Consider the following 21,998-nt stretch of genomic DNA (forward strand, 5'->3'; position numbering starts at 1 on the left):
CAAAAGAAAGAATAGCATAAATTAATTTTAAAAACAAGTCTTTTAATATAAGATAGAAGGATTATTCTACTAGTTTTGTAATTCTGAATCCGTATTTTTTGTATAAATAGTTATTAAATTGTATAATTAATATACATAAATTTGAGGTGGTGTAAAAATGAGTAAAGTAAAAGCATCAAAAGAAATGATGAATGTACTAATTAATTGGGGCGTTAAGCGCGTCTATGGACTACCTGGTGATTCAGTTGATACAACAGTTGATGCATTGCGTTCTGTCAAAGATAGAATAGAGTTTATCCAAGTTAGACATGAGGAAGTTGCATCGCTGGCTGCGGCTAGTGAGGCTAAATTGACTGGTGATTTAGGCGTCTGTATCTCAATTGGCGGACCTGGAGCAATTCACTTAGTTAATGGATTGTACGATGCAAAAATGGACCATGCGCCAGTTTTAGCTATTGTTGGCCAAGTCAAATCTAGTTTAATTAATTCAACATTCTTTCAAGAAGTTGATACAACAGAAATGTTTCAAGGTGTTGCTGTTTACAATAAATTAGTTCAATCTGCAGCCTCATTACCAGGGCTTTTAGATGAAGCAATTCGAACAGCCATCAACCAAAGAGGTGTCGCCGTTTTAACAATTCCAGATAATTTTCCGGATGAGTTGATTGAAGAAGGATACCATAATCTCAGTGGTAAAGATAATTTATTTAGTTTTCCATCTCTTGATATTGATAAAGTCAAAAAAGTTGCTGAGTTAATTAAGAAAAGCAAACATCCGGTAGTATTGTCAGGTGTTGGTGCTAAGGGGAGTACTCAAGAATTGCAGAGATTTATCGAAACAAATCATCTTCCGATAATCAAGACAATGCCTAGTAAAGGTGTTGTTGCGGACAACCACCCTAATTCATTGGGAAATGTTGGTAAATTAGGAACTAAGCCAGCATTTGAAGCGATGAAAGAGGCCGATTTATTATTATTATTAGGAACAAATTATCCGTATGTGGAATATCTACCTAAACCTGGTTGTGAATGTGTTCAAGTAGATATTAATCCGCAAGTAATGGGAAAGAGATTTCCGCTTACTGTTGCACTAGAAACGACTGTGAAAGAATTTTTGAGTGAGATAAATAAATTGGGTGAGCTCCGCAGTGATACGAATTTTTTATCTGCTTGTCAAGAAACAATGTCTCATTGGAATCAATGGATGGAAGAAGAAAAAAATAAGAAAGGAGATATAATTCACCCGGCATTTATGATGAAGTGTATTGAACAAATTTCAACGCTAGACACTATTTTTTCTATTGATGTTGGTACATCTACATCGTGGGGTGCTAGATTTTTAAATATTCAACCTACACAGTCTTACTTGATTTCAGCGTGGTTAGGCACAATGGGTTGTGCATTACCTGGAGCGATTGCAGCAAAATTAAACTGTCCTGATAGACAAATTATTTCTTTGGCCGGAGACGGTGCATTTGCAATGGTTATGCAGGACTTTGTTACAGCAGTTAAATATAAATTACCAATGGTTCAATTTGTAGTGAACAATCAAAAATTGGCTTTTATTGAATATGAACAAGAATCATCTGGTCAGTTGAATTATGAAATAGACTTAGCTGATATTGATTTTGCTAAAGTTGCCGAAGCTTGTGGCGGAACTGGCTATAGTGTTCGCACTCCTGAAGAATTGGAAAACTTATTGCCTGATTTGCAACATGTTTCTAAACCAACTTTAGTAAATGTTTATGTGGCAGATGATGCACCGTTACCAGGAAAAATTGTTAAAGATGAAGCAGAGGGGTATGGGAAATACACAATTGAGTATCTTGAAAAGGATCATCATTTTCCTAAATTGCCACCTTTGAAAGAATTAGTCCGTCAGTTTTTATAAAGTGAAACCAAAAGCAGAGTCTAATTATAAGACTCTGCTTTTTATTTATTAATAGTTCTAACAAGATAGACTTCATCACAAAATCCTTTTAAGGCATTAGCAACACGCAAAGCTCGTGAATGCTTGTGACAGAGAGCTAAGACGGTTGGTCCGCTACCGCTCATAACGGCTGCATCTGCACCAAAAGCCAACATTTTATTTTTGACAGATTGTACAACTGGATAGCGTTTCATCGTATAGGCTTCCAATGAATTACCTAAATGTTTAGTCATTTCAAAGTAATCTTGTGCTTCGATAGCAGATTTTAAAGCTACAATATCAGGGTGATGCAGTTCCTCTAATTGCATTTTTGCGAAAACTTTAGGTGTTGAAATACTTAATTTAGGCTTCACTAAAACGACCCAGCATTGTGGGATAGGACAAGTCAGAGGTTCGACAATTTCCCCTAAGCCGCGAACGAGCGAGGTCTGACCGTATAAACAATATGGTACATCTGTTCCTACTGGAATTGAAAGCGGCACCATATCTTCAAGAGACGCCCCTAATTGAAATAGCCGATTTAAGCCTCTAAATGTAGCAGCTGCATCGCTGCTACCCCCACCTAATCCGGCAGCTACAGGAATATTCTTTTTAAGTGTTACATGTACACCATTATTAAAATGATAAGCATTCTGCATAATTTCGATGGTTTGGTAAATGTTATTTTTTCTATCTCGTGGTAAAAAGCCGTTGTCTGTTTGAATAATAATCTGTTTGTTTGGCAGCGGACTAAATGTTAACCAATCAGCCAAATCAATACTTGCCATAATCATCTCTAACTCATGATATCCGTCTGGCCGCTTGTGCATGACATCTAGCCCTAAATTAATCTTAGCAGGTGCTTTTTCTATGATTTCCATTTAATCCCTCCTTAATTAATTGTTATTCGATTGGTTTTATTATACATGAAATGAAAATCAATTTAAATAATGTCGCTTTTGGTCTGTTTTAGGTAGGCTTCTTTGTTTTTACGAGTTAACTGCTTAAAAGCATACTCGGCTTTCATAGCCAGACTTTTAGAAGAAAATTTTTCTAAATGAATAAGTTTGACCGGTCGTCGTTTAGCCAAACGAGTGTATTTTGCGCCTTTGCCTGAATTATGTTCAACTAGGCGACGTTCAATATTAGTAGTATAGCCCGCGTAGAAGGTGTTGTCGGCACAATTTAACACGTAAAAATAAGCTGTTTCTTGTTCAATCACTGTAGAGCAAACTCCTTATTTCTGATGTATAATTTTGCTGATTATCATAAACGAACAGCGGTGGAAGTATCCTCAAGCCATCAGCTTTTCCATCTTTTATTCCTTCAATTAATAAAATATTTGCTTCTTTTCCTTGTTTTGGATAAATAAACTGAATCCTTTTAGGTGCAATTCGGTATCGTTGCATGCTATCTATAATATCTAGCAGCCGATCTGGTCTATGGACTAGGGCGATTTTCCCGTTCATTTTCAGCAGCTTAGAAGCAGTGATAAAAATGTCATCTGGTTTTAAATGAATTTCGTGTCGTGCGATGGCTAAATGTGGGTTGGGATTTTTTTTGCTATTGGTTTGCTCTTTGAAATAGGGCGGATTACATGTAATAAAGTCAATGGAATCAGATGGGAAAAAAGTTAAAGCATCTTTGACATCTCCTTGAATAACATTTATTTGCTGATCAAGTGTATTCAATGTAATGCTTCTTTCTGCCATATCAGCCAATCGTTCTTGAAGTTCAATTCCAGTAATTTTTGCAGCAGTTCGTGGTTGCATAAAAAGAGCAACGGCACCATTACCCATACAAAAATCGATGATTTGTCCACGTTTTGGAATTGACGCAAAGTGTGCCAGCAAGACAGCATCTAATGAGAAAGAAAATACCTCCGGACTTTGGATAATTTGAATATTCTTAGAGAGCAGTTGGTCAATACGTTCATTGTCTCTTAGTAGTGGCTTCATAGATAAAGCTCCTTAAATATTATATTTTTATTGATTATATCAAAAAAAAGGCAGAAAAACTTGAAAGTTTTCCAGTTATTAGGCATACTTTGAATACAATTAAATAGTAGAGGATGAAGAAACATGTTTTATAGGTTTATTGTTTGGCTTTGCGGCGTGTTGATATTTTTAGTTAATACAAATACTAGATTTCAAGGCAAAGAGAACTTACCTAAAGATGAAAACTATGTATTGGTCGGGCCACACCGTACATGGTATGAACCCATCTTTTTTGCATTAGGTGCTTGGCCGCGCCGCTTTTCATTTATGGCCAAAAAAGAATTATTTAAGAACCCAGTATTGAGATTTATTTTAGTTAAATGTCATGCATTTGCAGTTGACCGTGAAAATCCGGGACCAAGTGCTATAAAAACACCAGTTAAAACGTTGAAAAATACTGATTTAAGTGTCATGATTTTTCCGAGTGGTAGTCGGTATGAAGAAGATTTAAAGGGTGGGGCAGCCTTAGTGAGTAAGATGTCAAAGAAAAAAATTGTTCCAGCTGTTTATCAAGGGCCGATGACTTTTTGGGGGTTATGGACGAAACGCAGAGTTACAGTTAAGTACGGCGAACCGATTGATATTTCCGATATAAAAAAAATGGATAAATCCGGTATTGCAGAAGTGGAAAACAGAATGCAAGCAGCATTTAATCAACTAGATAAAGAAATTAATCCAGATTTTGTTTACCATCATCCGACGAAAGAAAGCAGCAAGTAGATTACTTGCTGCTTTTTTGTTGGTCTTGATTGGTATTTTTTAATAAATGTTTGTTATAATAGAAAGAAGACCTATTTTCAGGAGGATGATTATGAAGTTTTTACATACAGGTGACTGGCATTTAGGCAGAAAGTTGAACGGTTTTTCTCTTTTAGCTGAGCAAGAACAGGTATTTAAAAAAATGATTGCAATAGCTGAAAAAGAACGGGTAGACGGTATTATTATTGCAGGCGATATTTATGATCGTTCGATTCCGTCAATTGATGCTGTACAGCTGTTTCACGACATGATGATTGAAATGAATTTAGAAAAACAACTCCCTGTATTTGCAATCTCCGGAAATCATGACAGCAGTATCCGGCTTGATGTAGGAACACCTTGGTTAAAAACTGCAGATTTTTATTTGAATACACGCTTAGAACAAGCATTTACGCCGATTGAATATGGCAATTGTCAATTATATTTGCTTCCTTATTTTGAACCGTTCCATGCACGACAATACTTTGAGCAAGAAGATATTCGAACAATTCAGCAAGCGATGCCCTTAGTAATAGAAGAAATGAGGAAAACATTTAAAATTGATAAAAAGCAGCTGCTGGTGTCACATTTCTTTGTATCTGGTTCTGAAAAGAGTGCGTCAGAAACAACCTTGGAAGTTGGTGGATTAGACAATGTTTCTGCTGATAACTTTAGTGAATTTGACTATGTCGCATTAGGACATTTGCACTATTATGATGCTTTAAAAAATTATCCAAATATTGCTTACAGCGGAGCTTTGCTAAAGTATTCGCTATCCGAAGTCAACCAATCAAAAGGGGTCCGCATCGTAAATGTAACTGCGAGCGGTGTTGACAGCAAATTTAGCCCTATTATTCCTACAAATGATGTCTTTCATTTAACGGATTCTTTTGATAACTTATTGGACGAAACTAATTACCCTGAAATATCACGTCAAGACTATGTAGGAATTACTTTAACTGATACGACACTTATTGATAATAGTATGAATCGTCTGCGAGAAAATTATCCGAAATTAATCAGCTTAGATCGGTTAGTCTCTCAGAAAAAAGATGAGTTGCAAGAACATCATGCGGCGACAGTCGCTAAGTTAAGTCCAGAAAAGCTGACGACACAATATTTTGAACAAGTAGTTGGCAGATCGTTGACTGTTAAGCAGCAAGAGTGGTTGGATGAAGCAACAGCTCAAACAATTAAGGAAAGGTAGTGAGGGGTTCATGCAGCCATTACAATTAACTTTGAAAAATTTTGGTCCCTATGAGGATAGTCTAATTGATTTTAGTGATTTTTATGCCCAATCCCTTTTCTTAATCACAGGCAAGACGGGTGCCGGAAAAACAACACTCTTTGACGGTATGACGTATGCTTTATACGGCAGTACGTCAGGAGGACTAAGGCAAGGTAAGGAGATGCGCTCCAGCTTTGCGTCACCTGATAAAAAAACTTCTGTAATGTTCACTTTTAAACATCTAAACAAGAAATATGAACTCTTAAGAGAACCTGAACAAGAAATAAATAAGGCCCGTGGGACGGGAACCAAGATTCAGCCGGCTTCTGTATGCCTAACGATATTTGATTCAGACGGCAAAGAAATTAATCAACTGACTAAAGAAAAAGATGTCGGCCCTTTTCTTAGTGACTTATTACAATTAAACAGAGAACAATTTCTGCAAATTATGATGCTGCCGCAAGGTGATTTTAGACGTTTTTTAAATGCTGATAGTAACGAAAAGGAGAAAGTTCTTCGGAAACTATTTAATACGTATATTTATCAGGAAATTGCCGAAAATATTAAAGATAAAAAGAAATTACTTAGTATAGAAACTGAAGAAAGTCGACAAGAAAGCTTGGTACTTTTGCGACAAATTGCTTGGGACCAGGAGTATCTGCCAATTGTTGAAACCATTAATGATGTTAGAGGTTATTTAGATTTATATGAAGAACAAACTAAGCGGCACAGAACTATAGAAAAGAGTCTTGCTGCCGAAATTAATGAATTGGAGCTGGTTTATCAGGATGTTGGCAACCGCCTGAATCAAGGTGAATTAATTAATCAACGATTTGAAAAGCTGTCTGTGATAACAGAGGAAAAACAAAAGCTGTCAGAACAGCAGTCGGTTATTGACTCTAAAAAAGAGGTATACCAGCGATTGAAAAAAATTGGTTTGCTTGAGCCTTTCTATCAATCGGCAGTTGACAAAATATCGGAAGCAGACAGAGCGTTTATTAATATAAAAAGAACAGCCCAAGACATGGAAGACCTATCAGCAATAGTTTCTTTGAGAAAAGCTGATGTTGATAGGTTGAATGATCAAACAGCTGAGATAGAAGAGAAGCAGCTGCGTCTGCAAAATATTGAAAAATGGCTACCCTTATCTTTAGAAAAGGACTCGGTTCTTTTAAAAATCGCTGAAAGTAAAAAAAGGGAACAATCGGTTATAACATCTTTGCAGCAAATTGATGTTGCAGTAAATGAATTAAATCAAGAATTAATAGAAAACTCAGCCTTTTTGGAAAAAGAATTATTTGTTTCAAACCAACTAAATCAGTGCAAACAGTCTAGACGTGAGGTTGATAATGCTAGTCTGAAATTAGCCGCTTTGATCGAACTTAAGAAAAAGAAATCAGAAGTAATTCGACAGTTGGAGCAGTTGGAACGTGAAGTGCAATCTTCTGCTGAAGCTATACAAAAAAGCAGAGCTGAACTGCGAATAGCTAAAAGCGAATCAGCAATAGTTCAAATTAATCGTTTGCGATTAGATTTGCTTCCGGGTGAACCCTGCCCAGTATGCGGTGCATTAGAACATCCTGCGGATCATGCAGAAACAGAAATATCAATGGACTCGATTATAGCTTTAGAGCAGCGTGTTGCAGACTGTGAAACTCGACTGGAACATCAAAATAATCAGAAAAATGATTTAGATAATAAAGTTTACAGTCTTAAGCAGCAGACCGAACAGTTAGTTGAGACGATTGAAATACAAACAGTTGAGCTGCAGGAATTGGTTTTAGCAATTTTTCAAATTGTCATTGACCCTGCAGATTGGGAAAATCGGTTATCTGATGAGCGGCGCACGTTTAATCAGAAAATATCAGAATGCACTGAACTGCTTGAAGAAATCAACGAACGTAAAAGCCGGCAAGTGAAATTAGATGAGCAGCACGCCTTGTTGATTAATAGACAAACTGAACAGCAGCAGCAACTAAATATTTTTAAACAGCAAATTGCAGCTAATAGAGGCGGTTTATCGTCTTTAGACAGCCGATTGCCGCAAGAAGAGTTGTCAACAAGTGATTTACAAAGTGAACAAATTGAGTTGGTTCAACAATTGAACGACTGGCAAAGTCGTGTGGAAAAAGCTCAAAACAAATTGCAAGACAGTTTGGAACAATTAAAAGTGTTGGAAGCTACAAAAGCGGAGAGCAACCGTCAATGGTCAGAGTTGACAAAATCAGCCCAAAAAAAACAGCAATTATATTTAACAAAATTATCCGCTGAGGATTTAACAGAAGTTGAATATCTTGAGCAGCGTAAACAATTAAATCAAATAGATGAGCTAGAACAAATTATTCAGAATTATGAGCGTGAAATGTATCGTATTGAACGGCAAAAATCCGACTTAACAGCTGAATTGAGAGATAAAAGTCCTTCTGATTTAACCATTTTGACAAAAGAATTGGCAGAAAAAAAGGAATTATTGACGGCAAAGCAGCATCAATTGACTGAGTTAGTGGTGATGCAGAAAACAAATCAACAAATTATTGATAAAGTAATAAAATTAAAGGATGCCGCAAATGAGTCGCTAAAGAAATTGCAAGAATTAACGGAGTTATCAGATGTGCTGAACGGTGATGGCTTGAATAAGCTTAGTCTGGAACGTTATGTTCTTCAAATGTATCTGGAAGAGATATTACGATTAGCCAATGTTCGTCTAAGTACCTTGAGTTCTGGCCGCTATCGATTTGAGATAAATCAAGAACAGGGCTCTTATAAAAAAAGCACAGGGCTGGAAATGGATATTTTTGATGATTACATGGGTGCTTCGCGGAGTGTCAATACGCTGTCAGGCGGTGAAAGTTTCATTGCAGCTCTGTCTTTATCATTGGCATTGACTGAAGTTATCCAACAAAATGCTGGAGGTATCCAGATTGAAGCAATGTTTATTGATGAAGGATTCGGTTCTTTAGACGAGGATTCTTTAGAAATGGCTATTGAGTCATTAGAAACAATTCGGGGACAAGGTCGTTTGATTGGTATAATCTCACATGTTCGCGAATTAAAAGAACGTATTCCGCAACAGTTGCAAGTATCCGCTTCTCCTGAAGGTAAAAGTCAGGTAAAAGAGTTGTTAGAATTTGAATAGGACGTGATAGTATGAAATGGTCCATCCCTGAGAAAATTGTTGAAGAAGGCAGAGAATATGCAAAAGATGGACGTGTTGTATCAATTAGTAAAAATGAGGAGCAGCAAGTTTGGTATGCTGATGTCATTGGCTCGGAAGTTTTTCACGTTGAATTGGACGGCACAGCTAAAGAAGAAGATAACTGTCAGTGTCAATATTGGCAGCAGCACGGCTTTTGCAAGCATACCGTGGCTGTAGAGTTAGCATTAAGAGAAAAAGGACAAAATCGTTATATAAAGAAACAAGCTGGTGTAAAAAACACCTTTCAAACACCTTCATCTTCTGATATTTTTGCTAAAAGTTTTGAACATGTTCAAGAGGCAGTTATTGATCGTATGCTACTTCAAAGTGATACATTAAAATTAGATTGGTCTTTAGAAGTTGTCGAAGCAATTTCACATCATCCAGAACAATCGGTGATTGGACTATCGGTTAAAATCGGCCACCGTACGGCGGGGAGTCGTACATATGTTGTAAAAAATATTAAGGACTTATTATGGTGTTATGAATTTAAAGGTATATTATTACTAAACGAGCATCATTTTTCTGTTAGTGATAATTCTTTTTCCAAACGTGATAACCAGTTATTGAATCGATTAGTAGAAATTTCACATAATCAAGACATGTTGACTAATACAACAGGTGTACAACAAAAGGGCAAATTGAATAAACGCTATTTAATTTTGGACAAAGAAGATGCTAAATTTTTTATAACTCAATTAATGATGGAAGAACGATTGTCATTAAATATGGGGGATGAGAAAAAGGATGTTTTGTATTTCAAGACGAGCAATTTACCCATTGATCTGTATATATCGCCTGTTGGCTTAAATGACTATCAATTAAAAATTGTAGACCAGGTGGAACTGCATCTTGAAAAGTATCAATGGGTGATTGCGCGTCATTCCATTTATGAGTTGACAAGCGAGCAATCTGAACGTTATCAATTACTGCGTCAACTGTTGAAAAGAATTCCAGAACCGACAATGGTCTTTGATAAAGATAATGTCAGTAAACTATTTTCTTACATTTTGCCTAATTTAGAAAGTATTGCAACAATTCATATTTCAGATACATTAACATCTGAAATGATTCGTGTGCCACTGAAAACACATTTATTTATTGATAGCAAACGAGATCAGTTAAGTATTCGTGTAGACTTTATTTATGGTGATTTTATTTTTTCAAGTAATTCTGAGATAACCACTGACTTACCTGACCAAGGTCGGGTTGTCAGAAATCAAGTAAGTGAAACTCAAATTGAAAAACTTTTGGAACATTATGGGTACACACGGCGCGGGTTAGCCTTTATGAAAAATTTTCCAAAGGGCGATAGTTTGTATCGCTTCTTTCGCGAAGAAATTCCGATTCTAGAAAAATACGCTGTCGTAGAATTATCAGATGGCTTAAATCATTTATTTGTTGAACCGACAGAACATCAACCGAAAATCAGTATTCTTGATGAAGGATCTTGGTTAGATATTAATTTTGATATTTCAAATATTGAAGATGATGAGGTAAATGATGTTTTAGTTAGTTTGATGAAGCATCAAGAATACCATCAGTTGAAGAGCGGTCAGTTAATTTTCTTAGATGAAGATCAATTTCAAGAGACGAGTCAGGTATTGCAAAAATTACGGCATGATATCAAAATTAAGAAAGGTAAGCTGACAGTACCAAAATATCGTGGGATTTTAGTCAACCAACTGGTCAGTGATAATGATGATGTAGAAACATCTAGTACCGTAAAGGAAATGGTTGGTTATCTTAGTCAGCCGGAAAATTTTCCTACAGCTGTTCCCAGTCAATTGAATGCTGCTTTGCGTGATTACCAAGAAATCGGCTTTAAATGGTTGAAAATGTTAAGTAAGTATCAATTTGGCGGAATACTAGCGGATGACATGGGTTTAGGAAAAACACTGCAGTTGATCACTTATCTTTTGTCTGAAAAAGAGCAGGGCTTTTTAACACAGCCTAGTTTGATTGTGGCACCAGCTAGTCTGCTTTATAATTGGCAAAAAGAGTTAGCAAAATTTGCCCCGACACTAACGTCGAAAATTGTTACTGGTTCTAAGGAAGAGCGTATAGCACTAACTAAAGAGTTAGGAAACGTCGATATTTTAATTACATCTTATACAACACTACGTCAGGATAGTGAGTTATACCAAGAAATTACCTTTCATAGTTTGGTGTTGGATGAGGCTCAGATGGTTAAAAATGCAGCAACCAAGACATTTCAAGCAATTGAGACCCTGCATGCAGTGCATAGATTTGCTTTAAGTGGTACACCGATAGAAAATAAATTAGATGAATTATGGGCATTGTTCAAAATAGTGATGCCAGGTTTCTTTCCATCATTACGTCAATTTAAAAAATTACCAACAGAAACGATTGCAATGATGATTCAACCGTTTGTTCTACGGCGTGATAAGAAACAAGTTTTACAAGACTTGCCGGATAAAGTTGAAACTGATTTGTACAGTCAATTAACAGAAGAACAAAAGAAAGTCTATTTGGCTTATTTACAGCAGATGCAGCAGCAAGTGTCGACAATGTCAGATTCAGAGCTGAGTCGCAACAAATTAACTATTTTATCAGGTTTGACAAGATTACGACAAATTTGTTGTGATCCATCACTATTTTTAGAAGATTATGCTGGGGGGTCCGGCAAGTTGAATCAGACACTTGATTTAGTTCAGACAGCTAAAGCGAATGGTCGCCGGATTTTGTTGTTTTCACAATTCACTAGTATGTTGTCTATCTTAGAAAAGGAATTTGAAAAATTAGGAATTAATACATTTTATCTGCGTGGTAGCACACCAATTGCAAAAAGGCAAGAAATGGTAGACCGATTTAATCGTGGTGAAAATGATGTCTTTTTAATTTCACTTAAAGCTGGTGGAACGGGACTTAATTTGACAGGTGCTGATACGGTTATTTTGTATGATTTGTGGTGGAATCCGGCTGTTGAAGATCAAGCGACTGGTCGAGCTCATCGCATGGGACAAACAAGCAAAGTTGAAGTGTGGCGATTGATTTCTGAAGGAACCATCGAAGAAAAAATGCATCAATTACAAGAGTCTAAGAAAGAGCTATTTAATCAAGTAATGAATGCTGAAGATGTTAAGCCACTAGAGCAAATGACAGTGAGCGACTTACGTTTGATATTAGATATTGGTGAGTAAAAAACAATCCAAATATTTGGATTGTTTTTTTATTGAAAATATCCTAATTGAATATTTATTTACATTGTTATTAGTGATATGCTTAAAACCATACAAAAAGGAGTGATTGTATGAAAATGATTAAAGAAAAACTGCCCCTATTAGCAGTTTTAATTGCGCTGTCTGTTGTATTGGGCATGATGATAAATGTGCCGATTCCCGGAAGTAATGGTTATTTTAATCTACTAGATGTGGGGATTTATACAACAGCACTTTTATTCGGTGGTCCTGCTGGATTGGTTGTTGGTGCTGTCAGCGGCTTGCTGTTAGATCTGCTTCTAGGTTATCCTCAATGGATGATTTTTTCATTTGTCATTCATGGTCTGCAAGGGTATATTGCAGGACAATGGACACAACAGAAGAGCTGGAGTACAAAAGTCGCAATATTGATTATCGCTTCATTTGTTATGGTATCTAGTTATTTTTTAGCAACTGGATTATTATATGGCTTTGGTGCCGCAATTGTTTCATTAGTGGGTAATGTTTTTCAAGTGTCCGCAGGTGTGGCGGGAGCGTATCTGATGACGACTGCTTTAGCTAAAACAAAACATCAAGTCGGTAATTAATACTCAAAAGAAAAACTATTTGATATGTGCTAAAATAGGGACTATAAAAAATATCGGGAAATAAAAAAAGGAAGGTTGATATTAATGAAAGAATACGTTATTGCAATTGTTGGAGCTACTGGCGCTGTGGGACAAAAAATGACTGAATTATTAGCTGAAAGCAGTCTACCCATAAAAAATGTAAAATTTTTGGCTTCTAGCCGTTCGGCCGGGAAAAAAATAACCTTTAAAAATCAAGAGTATATAATTGACGAATTAGTACCTGATTCTTTTAAGGGTGTGGACATTGCACTATTTAGTGCAGGTGGTTCAATTTCAGAAAAATTTGCACCAGAAGCAGTTAAACGTGGAGCTGTTGTTATAGATAATACGAGTGCTTTTCGCATGACGAAAGATGTGCCTTTGGTTGTTCCTGAGGTTAATGAAGCAGCACTAAAAACACACCAGGGAATTATAGCTAATCCAAATTGTTCAACTATTCAAATGATGGTTGCACTAGAACCGATTCGCCGACAATTTGGGTTGAATCGAATTATTGTGTCGACATACCAAGCTGTCAGCGGCGCAGGGGCTCAAGCTGTCCGCGAAATGGAAAATCAAGCAATTGCACAATTGACCGACTCCCAAATACCTATACCTGAAATACTTCCTTGCGGTGGAGACAAAAAACATTATCAATTAGCCTTTAATGTTTTACCGCAAATTGATGTTTTTTCTGACCAAGGGTATACCTTTGAAGAGTGGAAAATGATTAACGAAACGAAAAAAATTATGTCAGATGACACGATTAAAATATCTGCAACGTGTGTACGTGTGCCGGTTGTTACAGGACATTCTGAATCAATTTATATTGAAATAGATCAAGAAGATGTTAATACAGCTAGTATTAAATCAATCTTAGAACAGGCTCCTGGTGTAACCTTGCAAGATGATCCAAATACGCAATTGTATCCTCAGCCTTTAGATTGTGTTGATCTACCTGATGTTTTTGTTGGTAGAATTAGAAAGGATATCGATGAAGTCAAAGGATTTCATTTGTGGGTTGTTTCGGATAACTTAATCAAAGGGGCGGCTTGGAATTCAATTCAAATTGCTGAAAGCCTTCATAGACTAGATTTAGCTGCTGTACCAGAAAATGATGGAAGGAGACATTAAGATGAAACATTTAGCAGATGCATCAATCATTACTGCAATGGTGACACCTTTCGATAAAAATGGTACAGTAGCGTTAAACCGTGTTGGACCGTTAGTTGATTATTTAATTGGAAATGGAACAGAAGCATTAGTTGTGGCTGGAACGACCGGTGAAAGTCCTACGCTAGATCGTTCCGAAGAAATGTCATTGTTTAAGACTGTTATCGCACATGTTAATGGACGTATTCCGATTATTTGCGGCGTGGGTACAAATGATACAGCAGAAACCGTGACTTTTCTTAAAAAAGTCGCTAAACTGGAAGGTGTTAGTGCAGCACTTTGTGTTGTTCCGTATTATAATAAACCAAGTCAAGAAGGATTATACCAGCATTTTAAAACATTAGCAGAGGCTAGTAATTTACCTATAATGTTGTATAATGTTCCAGGACGCACTGGTATTTCAATGTCAGTAGCAACAACTCTACGCTTGGCACAGTTGCCGAATGTAATCGGTATAAAAGATTGTCAAGGATTAGAGGCAATATCTGAAATAGTTGAGCATGCACCAGATGGATTTTTAGTTTATACTGGAGAGGATGCTTTAGCTATGCCAGCAAAAGTCATAGGAGCAACAGGAGTTATTTCAGTATCAAGTCATGTTGTTGGGTCAGAAATGTCCCATATGTTTCAAGCAATCAGTGTTGGTAACATTGAAAAAGCTGCTAAATATCATCGTCAGTTGATATCAGTTTACCAAGCAGTCTTTTCCTGCCCATCACCTGCACCGATTAAGGCTGTTTATAATCGTCAAGATTTATTTGTCGGAAACCCAAGACTGCCTCTAGTCGCTTGTACCGCTGATGAAACTGAAGTAATTCTGACTAAAATAAAGGCGTTTAAAAAATTACAGAATGAATAAGTTGAGGTGAAACAGCAGTGAGTCAAATAAAAATATTGCCTCTAGGCGGTGTCAGAGAGAACGGAAAGAGTATATACGTCATCGAAGTAGGCGACGAAATATTTATTATGGACTGTGGATTAAAATATCCAGAAGATGAACAATTAGGGATAGATATGGTTATTCCGGATTTTACGTATCTGATTGAGAACAAAGAACGCATAGCAGGTGTCTTTTTAAGCCATGGACATGCCGATGCAATCGGGGCGTTACCGTATTTACTTGAAAAAATAGATGTACCGGTATTTGGTACAGAATTAACAATTGAACTAGCTAAGTTAAATGTTAAAAACTATCCAAATACAAAAGAATATAATGATTTTCACGTAATTAATGAATTAACAGAGATTGAATTTGCTAATGCAGTTATCAGTTTCTTCCGCACGACACATACTATTCCAGAGTCAGTTGGGATGGCTGTGAAAACAGAAGAAGGAACAATTGTGTATACGGGAGATTTTAAATTCGACCAAAGTGCAAGCGAATCATATCAAACAGATTTTGCTCGATTAGCTGAAATTGGTAAAGAGGGCGTACTAACTCTATTGAGTGATTCGACAAATGCAGAGAGTAATGCAATAGTAGCATCAGAAAATGAAACAGCTGATGAAATATATGAAACACTGCGTTATTGGGATGGTCGAATTATCGTAGCGAGTGTCGCCAGCAATATTCAACGGATACAACAAATCTTAAATGCCGCACATAAGACATTTCGTCAAGTCGTTTTAACAGGTAAAGACATTGAACAGATTGTTAAAACAGCTATGCGTTTAGGCAAATTAGAAATGCCGAGCGATGATTTAATTATCACCGAGAAGGAAATGAAGAAAAAAAATCCAGATGAGATTTTAATTTTGGAAACTGGTCGTATGGGAGAACCACTGAAGTCGTTGCAAAAAATGTCAAGCCGTCGTCATCGTTCGGTTAATATAACAGATGGTGATTTAGTATACATTACAACAACACCATCGAGTGCTATGGAAACAATGATGGCGAAAACAGAAGATATGGTGTATCGTGCTGGTGGAACAGTTAAGACAATCTCTGATAATATTCACGTGTCGGGACATGCAAATCAAAATGATTTGAAACTAATGATCAATTTGATGAAGCCGACATACTTGGTGCCGATTCAAGGTGAGTATCGAGTATTGTCTGCTCACGCAGAATTAGCATATGAAGTGGGTATTCCCTATAAAAATATCTTGATTACTGGTCGCGGAGATATTTTAGAGTTAGAAAAAGGTCGTTTGCGTATGACCGGTTCAGTTGATGCAAATAATGTATTAATTGATGGTCTTGGTGTCGGTGATGTTGGAAATATTGTGTTGCGTGACCGAAAATTATTATCAGATGATGGTATCTTTATCGTAGCTGTCACAATTAGTCGGCGTCAGAAGAAAATTATCTCTAGTCCACGTATAACATCGAGAGGTTTTGTTTATGTAAAAGCCAGCAATAATTTAATTGCGGAAAGTACAGATATTGTGGAAAAAGTAGTACTTGCTAACTTAGACAAACAGGAATTTGATTGGGGCATCTTGAAACAAGAGATTCGTGATGATTTAAGTAAATACCTGTATGAACAGACAAAACGTAAACCAGTTATTTTACCAGTTATCATGGAAGCCAGTCAAAAGAAAAAATAAAAATGTAAAACTATTAATTTGCCTCAGGCGAATTAATAGTTTTTTTAGTATAATTGAAGTGAAAGATTAAGGAGGTACATATGGAAAGCAAACAAGTATCAAAAAAATATCGATGGTATATTTTAGTGGTTGTCGGGATGTTTACATTTATGTCTACGTTAGACGGTAGTATAGTTAATATTGCACTACCGACATTATCTCATGACTTAAGTGTGACTACCAATCAATCTGAATGGGTCGTGTCAATCTATCTAATGGCTGTTTGTTCATTCTTATTATTATTTGGAAAAATTAGTGACAGCTATGGTAAAGTCAAAATTTTCAAAATTGGTGCTTTTATTTTTATAATTGGTTCATTTCTGTGTGGAATTGCGAACACATTGCCTTTATTGCTTCTTGCACGTGTTGTACAGGCAATAGGAGCTAGCATGACAATGGCAACTAATAACGGAATAATTACTGAAGCATTTCCTTTGTCTGAACGAGGACGTGCACTTGGTATGATTGGTTCGTTCGTTTCTTTAGGTGCCATTGCAGGCCCCGGAATTGGCGGTGTGATTCTATCTCATTTTCATTGGTCATATATTTTTTGGATTAATGTACCCATTGGTTTATTGACTATTTTAATCGGGTGGAGGTTACTACCGAAAAGTCAGATAGTTAAAAAGCGAGCAGATATTGATTTTTTTGGATTTATTCTATTTTCCTTATTTATTTCATTATTTTTCGGAGCTATTTTTATCGGTCAAGAAAAAGGCTTTAATCAGCCAAGTATTATTATTTCAGTGATTATTTCGATATGTGCGCTAATTGGTTTTATATTTTGGGAAAAACGACATAGTAATCCGTTGATTCAATTAAAATTATTTAAAAATACGACTTTTACAATTAGTCTAATTTGTGCTGTTTTTATTTTTATTACTAATTTTTTCTCAAATGTCATTTTACCATTTTATTTGCAAAATATTCGTGGGATGGATCCAAAAACGGCTGGATTTTTAATGATGGTTTTCCCATTAATTATGGTAATTGGGGCACCTATCAGCGGGTACTTGACAGATAAGACAGGACCGTACGTTATTACACTAGCCGGACTATTCATTGTGGCAGCTTCTCAGTTCTGTTTTATTTTTTTAACACCATCTTCACCGATACCCGCGTTTATAGCTATTATGGGACTGGTTGGCGTCGGTAATGCTATGTTTACAGCTCCAAATAATACGATTATTATGTCGAGCGTGGATAACTCAGATTTAGGAATTGCAGGAAGTCTTAACGCTCTGGCAAGAAATTTAGGAATGGTATTAGGAATATCGTTATCAACGACTATTTTGTATCAGTCAATGAGCTTAAAAGCCGGGAAAAAAATTCTAACAATTACTAGTCGAAATTCAGAAGTTTTTACGTTTGGTATGCACATCACGTATTTCTTTTCATTTATATTTTGTATGGTTGCACTCGGGTTAACCAGTTACCGTTTTATCAGGGGGCGTCAAATTAATTTAGAAAATAAATAAATCTGTTATAGTTAAAGAAATATCTTTTTTATCCTATTCATGGTAAAATTTTAATTGAATATTTGAGTATACTGTAACAGTTATATTAATTAAAATAGTACAGTTGCTTCAATGGATAGGAGAATATAAGATGAGTAGTATGACAAAACATGACCAGATTCTTGAATATATTGAAATGCTTCCTGTTGGTGGAAAAATATCCGTTCGAGGTATAGCGAAAGAATTACACGTAAGTGAAGGGACAGCATACCGCGCAATTAAGGAAGCTGAAAATACTGGTTTGGTTTCGACTATTCAACGTGTTGGAACTATTCGAATTGAAAAAAAAGCAAAGAGTACTATTGAAAAATTGTCCTTTGGAGCAGTCGTACAAATTATTGAGGGCGATATTTTGGCAGGACGCAAAGGCTTAAATAAAATTTTAAATCAATTTATTATCGGTGCAATGACAGAAAATAATATAAAGCGTTATTTGACACCTGGCTCTTTGATGATTGTTGGTGATAGAGAAGCTGTTCAACGATTAGCTCTAGAAAACGGTGCTGCGGTTTTAATAACGGGTGGTTTTAACGTATCACCTGATATCTTATCAATTGCTGATAGAGTAGAGATGCCGATTATTCGTACTTCAGAAGATACATTTACAGTAGCTACTATGATTAATCGGGCGATGAGTGATCAACTGATTAAAAAGGATATTTTGGTGGTTGGTGATATTCAAAAACCGCTTGAAAACACCTACTATCTGAATGTCAAAGATACATTAGAAGATTATTATCGCTTGGTTGAAGAAACAGGACATACCCGTTATCCGGTAATCAATAAAGGAAATCGATTAGTGGGAATTGTAACAGCAAAAGACATAGCCGGTAAATTGCCAACCCAGTCTATTGAAAAGATTATGACGAAAGATCCAAGATATGCTAAAAATCATATGAGTGTTGCTAGTATAGGACATATCATGACTTGGGATGGTATTGAGTTAATTCCTGTTGTCAAAGATGATTTAACATTAGAAGGTATTATCTCAAGACAAGAAGCTATCCAGGCTATTCAGCTGTCACAACAAAAACAATCTGCTGGCGGAAATACTATCGTAGAACAAATTACAAATGGTTTGATTGAAAGAGAACAAAGTCAAGTTGATGAACTACCGACATTTTCATTTTCGGTAACTCCACAAATGGTAAATGGTATGGGAACTATGGCATATGGTATTTTGAATCAACTGATAGCAGAGGCAGCTTACCGGTCTATTCAGTTGAAACACCAAACAAACTCAATTGTTGAGCAATCTAGTTTGTATTATTATAAATTAATTCAAATTGATAGTGAACTTGATGTTCGTCCTAGCTTGATTGATTTTGGACGTCGATCCGCAAAACTAGATATTGATGTTTTAATTGATAATGTCTCCGTTGCACGGGCAATTGTTGTTTGTCAGATTATGGAGTAGTAAAGAGAAGAGGAAAAAACAATGAATGCAACTGTAACTATTTTAGAAAAAATAAAAAGCTATCAAACGATTATGATTCATCGTCATCAAAGCCCGGATCCAGATGCACTTGGATCTCAAGGCGGATTGGCTGAAATTTTAAAGACTACATTTCCTAATAAGCAGATCTTTTGTATCGGCGGTCCTGTAAATGATTTAGATTACTTACTGACAATGGATGAAGTCTCAGATGAAATGTATAAAGGAGCTTTGGTTATTTCAACTGATACAGCCAATGAGTCAAGAGTAAGTGGTTCTCAGTATCAATTAGGGAAAGAAATTATAAAAATTGACCATCATCCTAATGATGAACCGTATGGAGATTTTTCGTGGATTAATACCGAGGCAAGCAGTACGAGTGAAATGATTTATGATTTTTATGAGGCGCACCAATCTGAGTTGAAGATGACTGATGCAGCAGCCAAACTTCTTTATGCAGGGATTATCGGTGATACTGGGCGATTCCTTTATCCGGCAACTACTAGTCACACACTATGGGTGGCGTCTAAATTACGCGACTATGATTTTGATGCGTCCGCGTTAACAAGAAAAATGGATGAAATAACTGTGAAAGTGGCACGTATGTCAGGCTATGTGACTGAGAATTTAATTATTGATGAAAATGGTGCTGCGATGATTTTGCTGTCTCAAGAAATACTAGATAAATTTGATATGGTAGACTCAGAAACACCGGCATTAATTTCTGTTCCAGGAAAAATAGAAACAGTTAAAGCCTGGGGGATTTTTGTGGCACAGCCCGAAGGACATTATCGTGTACGTCTTCGTTCGAAAGGCCCTGTAATCAACCAAATTGCTAAACGTTACCGTGGTGGTGGACATCCTCTTGCAAGTGGTGCTAATGCCAAAGATTTAGAAGAAGTCAAGGAAGTGTTTAATGAGATTAAACAAGTAGTTAAAGATTTTTATTGATTATAGAGTTGAGAGTTGTTTAGAAATAGCTTTCTTTTCGTATCGTGAGTTTGCCTAAACTGGTAAAACCAGAATATGGTATGATAATAAATGTAGAGATATACTAATAATTTTTAGTCATGTATTATTGTACTTATTTCATTAAGGGGTGGATAAGATGGATTTTTATTCATATAGTTTTTTTGTACACCAATCACAGCATACAAATGTAACGAAGTATATTATTTTTATTGTTTTACTAATTTTATTATTATTATTAATTTTAAAGCAGTTTCGTACATTGGAAAAAATGAAGTATCGCGATTTAGTCATTCTATTGTCATTAACGATTATTTTTTTTGTTGGTATCCAAGTGAATGATTATGAGGTGGGGAAACTTAATCAAAACAATTCATCTCAAATGGTAGGTTTTTTAGATAAATTAGCTAAAAATCAACATGTGAAAGCAATCGATTTAGCTGTTAATTCGCAATCAATTAGAGATGAAATGATTGTTAAGATAGGTGATGATTATTATCAGGTTGAGATGAATCCCGATTTATCTTCCTATAAATTAGAAGAGACATTTCTGATACAGGATAAAGTCAATGTTATAATTGAAGGAGATTAAAACGATGAACGATTATATTCAAATAGGACTTAAGTTTGCCATAGGTATTATGTGTATGGTTATTCAAATGAATTTATTAGGCAAGGCCAATCTTGCACCGGTTTCAGCGTTAGATCAACTACAAAATTATGCCTTAGGTGGTATTATAGGTGGTGTTATCTATAATAATCAGATTTCAATTTTAAATTTTCTCCTGATTTTAGTTATTTGGACATTTCTTGTCACTCTTTTTAAATATTTAAAAGAACATATTGGATTTATGAAACGTTTAGTAGATGGGCAACCGACATTGTTGATTAAAAATGGTGAAGTACTTGTTGAAGAATGTGCGAAACGTGGAATTGCGGCTAGTGATTTAATGTTTAAGTTAAGAATGGCTAATATATATGATACACAACAAGTTAAGCGTGGTATTATTGAACAAAATGGTCAATTGACGATTATTCAATACGGTGAAGAATCAGTTAAATTTCCAATTATCACAAATGGTATAGTTGATAATGATATTTTAGAAAATTTTGGCAAAGATCGGGATTGGTTGGATGAAGAATTAGCTAAACAATATACTGATGTGTCAAATGTTTATCTGGCTCAATACATTAACGGAAAATTAAAATTAAGTTTATATGTTCAACCTAAAGGCAGTGAACTAGAACAAAAATTAAATGAATAATGAATTATTAAAAACTTCAGCAAAATAGCTGAAGTTTTTTTGTTGTACTTATTATATTTTAATTTTTTCATTTGTCAAATTAAGCTAGACAAAATATCATTATCAACATAACTCAAAAACACTTCCAATGGCGTTTTATAGTTTAATGATTTCCTAGGAATATTATTTCTCTTTGATGCGATAGATTGGATA

General features: G+C 35.8%; 17 protein-coding genes and 1 pseudogene. 14 read left to right on the top strand and 4 right to left on the bottom strand.

Going from position 1 to position 21,998, the window contains the following annotated elements; genetic code table 11:
• The first annotated feature begins 157 nt into the window (after positions 1–157).
• Complete coding sequence (locus CBF37_RS09600; protein ID WP_125984536.1) at positions 158–1,891, top strand: pyruvate oxidase; 1,734 nt, start codon at positions 158–160, stop codon at positions 1,889–1,891.
• 41 nt (positions 1,892–1,932) lie between these two features.
• Here CBF37_RS09600 and ispE read toward each other — a convergent pair whose 3' ends face one another.
• The 3 genes from ispE to CBF37_RS09615 all read right to left on the bottom strand — a co-directional run bounded on the left by ispE (position 1,933) and on the right by CBF37_RS09615 (position 3,867).
• On the bottom strand, positions 1,933–2,790 hold the full coding sequence (gene ispE, locus CBF37_RS09605) for a 4-(cytidine 5'-diphospho)-2-C-methyl-D-erythritol kinase (protein WP_125984537.1): 858 nt from the start codon (positions 2,788–2,790) through the stop codon (positions 1,933–1,935).
• A 62-nt stretch (positions 2,791–2,852) separates the two neighbouring features.
• On the bottom strand, positions 2,853–3,131 hold the full coding sequence (locus CBF37_RS09610; protein WP_125984538.1) for a GIY-YIG nuclease family protein: 279 nt from the start codon (positions 3,129–3,131) through the stop codon (positions 2,853–2,855).
• Positions 3,124–3,867 carry a tRNA1(Val) (adenine(37)-N6)-methyltransferase gene (locus tag CBF37_RS09615; RefSeq protein ID WP_125984539.1) on the bottom strand — a complete coding sequence of 248 codons (744 nt, stop codon included), beginning with the start codon at positions 3,865–3,867 and terminating at the stop codon, positions 3,124–3,126. Before CBF37_RS09615 ends, CBF37_RS09610 begins: the two co-directional genes overlap by 8 nt.
• A 123-nt stretch (positions 3,868–3,990) precedes the next feature.
• On the opposite strand from CBF37_RS09615, the gene CBF37_RS09620 reads away from it, so the two are divergent.
• The 13 genes from CBF37_RS09620 to CBF37_RS09680 all read left to right on the top strand — a co-directional run bounded on the left by CBF37_RS09620 (position 3,991) and on the right by CBF37_RS09680 (position 21,806).
• On the top strand, positions 3,991–4,626 hold the full coding sequence (locus tag CBF37_RS09620) for a lysophospholipid acyltransferase family protein (protein WP_125984540.1): 636 nt from the start codon (positions 3,991–3,993) through the stop codon (positions 4,624–4,626).
• A gap of 91 nt (positions 4,627–4,717) precedes the next feature.
• Entirely contained in the window at positions 4,718–5,851 is a 1,134-nt protein-coding gene (locus tag CBF37_RS09625) for an exonuclease SbcCD subunit D (RefSeq protein WP_125984541.1), read from the top strand.
• Complete coding sequence (locus CBF37_RS09630) at positions 5,817–9,008, top strand: AAA family ATPase (RefSeq protein WP_125984542.1); 3,192 nt, start codon at positions 5,817–5,819, stop codon at positions 9,006–9,008. The genes CBF37_RS09625 and CBF37_RS09630 overlap by 35 nt, the downstream gene beginning before the upstream one ends.
• A gap of 11 nt (positions 9,009–9,019) precedes the next feature.
• Complete coding sequence (locus CBF37_RS09635; RefSeq protein WP_125984543.1) at positions 9,020–12,232, top strand: DEAD/DEAH box helicase; 3,213 nt, start codon at positions 9,020–9,022, stop codon at positions 12,230–12,232.
• 110 nt (positions 12,233–12,342) lie between these two features.
• On the top strand, positions 12,343–12,837 hold the full coding sequence (locus CBF37_RS09640; RefSeq protein ID WP_125984544.1) for an ECF transporter S component: 495 nt from the start codon (positions 12,343–12,345) through the stop codon (positions 12,835–12,837).
• An 84-nt stretch (positions 12,838–12,921) separates the two neighbouring features.
• Entirely contained in the window at positions 12,922–13,992 is a 1,071-nt protein-coding gene (locus CBF37_RS09645; RefSeq protein ID WP_125984545.1) for an aspartate-semialdehyde dehydrogenase, read from the top strand.
• Position 13,993: 1 nt separating this feature from the next.
• Positions 13,994–14,890, top strand: a complete 897-nt coding sequence (dapA, locus tag CBF37_RS09650) for a 4-hydroxy-tetrahydrodipicolinate synthase (RefSeq protein ID WP_125984546.1) — start codon at positions 13,994–13,996, stop codon at positions 14,888–14,890.
• A gap of 17 nt (positions 14,891–14,907) precedes the next feature.
• Entirely contained in the window at positions 14,908–16,581 is a 1,674-nt protein-coding gene (locus tag CBF37_RS09655; protein WP_125984547.1) for a ribonuclease J, read from the top strand.
• Between the two features lie 80 nt (positions 16,582–16,661).
• Positions 16,662–18,098, top strand: a complete 1,437-nt coding sequence (locus tag CBF37_RS09660; protein WP_125984548.1) for an MFS transporter — start codon at positions 16,662–16,664, stop codon at positions 18,096–18,098.
• Between the two features lie 139 nt (positions 18,099–18,237).
• Positions 18,238–19,554, top strand: a complete 1,317-nt coding sequence (locus CBF37_RS09665; RefSeq protein ID WP_125984553.1) for a DRTGG domain-containing protein — start codon at positions 18,238–18,240, stop codon at positions 19,552–19,554.
• A 21-nt stretch (positions 19,555–19,575) separates the two neighbouring features.
• Entirely contained in the window at positions 19,576–20,523 is a 948-nt protein-coding gene (locus CBF37_RS09670) for a DHH family phosphoesterase (RefSeq protein WP_125984549.1), read from the top strand.
• Between the two features lie 157 nt (positions 20,524–20,680).
• Positions 20,681–21,133: a DUF3290 family protein gene (locus tag CBF37_RS09675; protein ID WP_125984550.1), complete on the top strand. Its 453-nt coding sequence runs from the start codon at positions 20,681–20,683 to the stop codon at positions 21,131–21,133.
• Positions 21,134–21,137: 4 nt separating this feature from the next.
• Entirely contained in the window at positions 21,138–21,806 is a 669-nt protein-coding gene (locus CBF37_RS09680; protein WP_125984551.1) for a DUF421 domain-containing protein, read from the top strand.
• Positions 21,807–21,880: 74 nt separating this feature from the next.
• On the opposite strand, the pseudogene CBF37_RS11985 reads toward CBF37_RS09680, so the two are convergent.
• Positions 21,881–21,998: pseudogene (locus CBF37_RS11985) on the bottom strand (IS30 family transposase); the annotation flags it as partial.

Origin of the sequence: Vagococcus vulneris (assembly GCF_003950515.1) — a bacterium.
In the GTDB taxonomy this organism is placed as follows: domain Bacteria; phylum Bacillota; class Bacilli; order Lactobacillales; family Vagococcaceae; genus Vagococcus; species Vagococcus vulneris.